We start from the raw sequence: 3,087 nt of genomic DNA on the forward strand, positions 1-3,087 counted from the left end.
CGCTCCGGCGCGGTTGCCGGATTCAGCAGCACCGCCTTCCAGCCGTGCTTCTCGGCAAGCCACGTCGCATAGTAGCCGCCGAGCGAGCTGCCGATCACCGTCACGTCGCGCGCGCCGGCCGCCTCGGCTTCCGCCGCGGCAACGGCCGCGAGCGGCGACATCGACAGCGACGGGCAACGCCACTCGCCGATCCGGCCCTGCTCGGCCATGCGGGCCGCGAGCAGCCGCGATTTCATCGATTGCGGCGACGAGCGAAAGCCGTGCAGATACAGGATCACGCGCGGCTCCCGCCGGCGTCGAGCGCATCGAGCAGCTTCTGGTGCACGCCGCCGAAACCGCCGTTGCTCATCACGAGCACGTGGTCGCCGGGCCGTGCGGCAGCCGTCACCGCCTTCACCAGCCGATGCAGATCGTCGAACGCCTGCGCCTTGTCGCCGAGCGGAGCGAGTGCGTCGGCGAGATTCCAGCCGAGCGCGTCGCGGCCGGACGGCGAACCGTAGCCGAATACCTGATCGGCGTCGGCCAGGCTGCCGGGCAGCTGCGCCTTCATCACGCCGAGCTTCATCGTGTTCGAACGCGGCTCGAGCACCGCGAGAATGCGCGTGTTTTCCCGGCCGATGCGCGCACGAAGGCCGGCGATCGTCGTTTCGATCGCGGTCGGGTGATGCGCGAAGTCGTCATAGACGGTCACGCCATTCACGCTGCCACGCACTTCCATCCGCCGCTTCACGTTGCGAAACGATGCGAGCGAAGCCGCGGCCTGCGCCGGCGGCACGCCGACGTGGCGCGCGGCGGCGATCGCGGCCAGCGCGTTCATCCGGTTGTGCTCGCCCTGCACCTGCCACGCGACTTCGCCGAAGCGCTCGCCGCGCCAGTACACGGCAAAGCGCTCGTCGACCGGCACGCCGTCCTCGGCGGGCAGCGCCTGCCAGCCGCCGTCGACGCCGAATCGCTCGACCTCGCTCCAGCAGCCGCGGGCAAGCACGCGCTCGAGCGCCGCCTCGCGGCCGTTCGAGACAATCCGGCCGACACCCGGCACGATGCGCACGAGATGATGGAATTGCGTCTCGATCGCGGCGAGATCCGGGAAGATGTCTGCGTGATCGAATTCGAGGTTGTTCAGCACTGCCGTGCGCGGGCGGTAATGAACGAATTTCGAGCGCTTGTCGAAGAAGGCGGTGTCGTATTCATCCGCCTCGATCACAAAGAAGCTGGAATCGGTCAGCCGCGCGGACACGCCGAAGTTCAGCGGCACGCCGCCGATCAGGAAACCGGGGTTCAGGCCTGCGTCCTCGAGCAGCCACGCGAGCATCGACGACGTCGTCGTCTTGCCGTGCGTGCCCGCCACCGCAAGCACCCATTTGCCGGCCAGCACATGCTCGCCGAGCCACTGCGGCCCGGACACGTAAGGCAGGCCGCGATCGAGGATCGCCTCCATCAGCGGATTGCCGCGCGACACGACGTTGCCGATCACGAACAGATCCGGCTTCAGGTCGATCTGATCCGCGCCGTAGCCTTCGATCAGCTGAATGCCCTGCGCCTCGAGCTGCGTGCTCATCGGCGGATAGACGCCCGCATCGCAGCCCGTGACCGTATGCCCCGCCGCGCGCGCGAGCACGGCCAGACCGCCCATGAAGGTGCCGCAGATACCAAGAATATGGATGTGCATAGAGGAATGCTTTCGCGCCGCCGGGCGCCTTCGATTCGGATTGAAACGTGTTGCGGCGCACCGGACAAGCCAAGCCGCGCGGCCGGCGCGCGTCGCCGCGACACAAAGAGCGCTATTGTAACTGACGGTCTGCCGCGCCCGCCGCACCGAACGACGCATACGGCGCGCGGCACTGCGGTCGCACGTCACGGCCGGGCGGGGTGGCGATCGAGTATGATTGCCGCATCATGTCTCGCAAACCCTTAGTCGATCCGCGGCGCGTCCGCGAGGAAATTGCCCAGGCGGCCGCGCGCCTCATCGCCGAGGATGGCCTGGACTATGCCGGCGCGAAGCGCAAGGCCGCACGCCAGCTGCTCGGCGATTCGCGCGTTGCCAACGAATGGTTGCCGGATAACGACCTGATCGAGGAAGAACTGCGTGAATACCTCACGCTGTTCCAAAGCGACACGCAGCCGGACGAGCTGCGCCGCCTGCGCGAAGTCGCGCTCGACTGGATGCGCCGGCTGGCCGATTTCCATCCGTACGTGACGGGCGCCGTGCTGAACGGCACGGCGAACGCGCACTCCGACATCCACCTGCAGACGTTTTCCGACAGCCAGAAGGAAGTCGCGATCCACTTGCTGAACCAGAACATCCAGTACGACGTATCCGAGACGCGGCACTTCGCCGGCCGCGGCGACGTCGAAACGCTGAGCTTCCTGTGGCGCGCCCTGCGCGGCGCGGAGCCGGTCGGCATTCACGTTTCGCTGTATTCGAGCGACGACCTGCGCGGCGCGGTCAAGGCCGACGCGCGCGGCCGGCTGGCACGCGCCGATGCGGCCACGCTGCGCGCGCTCGTCGATGCGAGCGACTCACCTTCCGAAACGCACTGAGCCGATGATGAACACGAAACGAATGCTGGCGGCTGTCCTTGTCGCGGTCATCGCGATAGCGGGCGGCCTCGCTGCCGGGCACTGGTTCCGGGGCGCCCCGCCCGTCGGGCACGCCGACGACGCGGCGCCCGCCGCCGGCGGCCCGGTCGACCAGCTATGGTCGGCCGCCGTCACGGATGCCGACGGCAAGCCGGCATCGCTCGCCGCATTCAAAGGCCAGAAGATCGTCGTCAATTTCTGGGCGTCGTGGTGCGGCCCATGCGTCGAGGAAATGCCGGAGCTCGTCGCGTTGTCGCACGAATACGGGAAGAAAAACATCCGCTTCGTCGGGATCGGCGTCGATTCCGCGCAGAACGTGAAGAACTTCCTGCAGAAGCTCAAGGTCGACTACCCGATCTTCGTCAGCGGTTATGCAGGCGCCGATCTGGCCCGCAATTTCGGGAATATGGCCGGCGCACTGCCGTTTACGGTCGTCATCGACGAAAATGGCAAAGTACGCGAGACAAAATTGGTACAAATCCAGCCGGCCGAGCTGAAAAAGACCCT

The 3,087-nt window shown here is 67.1% G+C and carries 4 protein-coding genes; 2 read left to right on the forward strand and 2 right to left on the reverse strand.

Annotation, left to right across the window (positions count from 1 at the left end; genetic code table 11):
- Together KH616_RS23450 and mpl are read right to left on the reverse strand one after the other, a co-directional pair.
- Positions 1–278, reverse strand: a 278-nt coding sequence (locus KH616_RS23450) for a YqiA/YcfP family alpha/beta fold hydrolase (RefSeq protein ID WP_292252370.1), incomplete at its 3' end; no start/stop codon positions are given.
- The gene (mpl, locus tag KH616_RS23455) at positions 275–1,828 is read right to left on the reverse strand and encodes a UDP-N-acetylmuramate:L-alanyl-gamma-D-glutamyl-meso-diaminopimelate ligase (protein WP_292252371.1); all 1,554 of its coding nucleotides are present in this window, start codon (positions 1,826–1,828) and stop codon (positions 275–277) included. The genes mpl and KH616_RS23450, both read right to left, overlap by 4 nt.
- A gap of 68 nt (positions 1,829–1,896) precedes the next feature.
- Here mpl and KH616_RS23460 point away from each other — a divergent pair, with 68 nt between their 5' ends.
- A complete protein-coding gene (locus KH616_RS23460) occupies positions 1,897–2,541 on the forward strand; it encodes a UDP-N-acetylmuramate--alanine ligase (RefSeq protein ID WP_292252372.1) in 645 nt (214 codons plus the stop codon).
- 7 nt (positions 2,542–2,548) lie between these two features.
- Positions 2,549–3,087: TlpA disulfide reductase family protein (locus tag KH616_RS23465; protein ID WP_292252374.1), on the forward strand; the 539-nt coding region annotated here is incomplete at its 3' end.

It is taken from the genome of Burkholderia sp., from assembly GCF_018375725.1.
In the GTDB taxonomy this organism is placed as follows: domain Bacteria; phylum Pseudomonadota; class Gammaproteobacteria; order Burkholderiales; family Burkholderiaceae; genus Burkholderia.

Coding starts and splice junctions, on each gene's coding strand:
- KH616_RS23460 (WP_292252372.1), top strand. CDS start 1,897: ATGTCTCGCAAACCCTTAGTCGATCCGCGGCGCGTCCGCGAGGAAATT.
- mpl (WP_292252371.1), bottom strand. CDS start 1,828: ATGCGTCGTTCGGTGCGGCGGGCGCGGCAGACCGTCAGTTACAATAGC.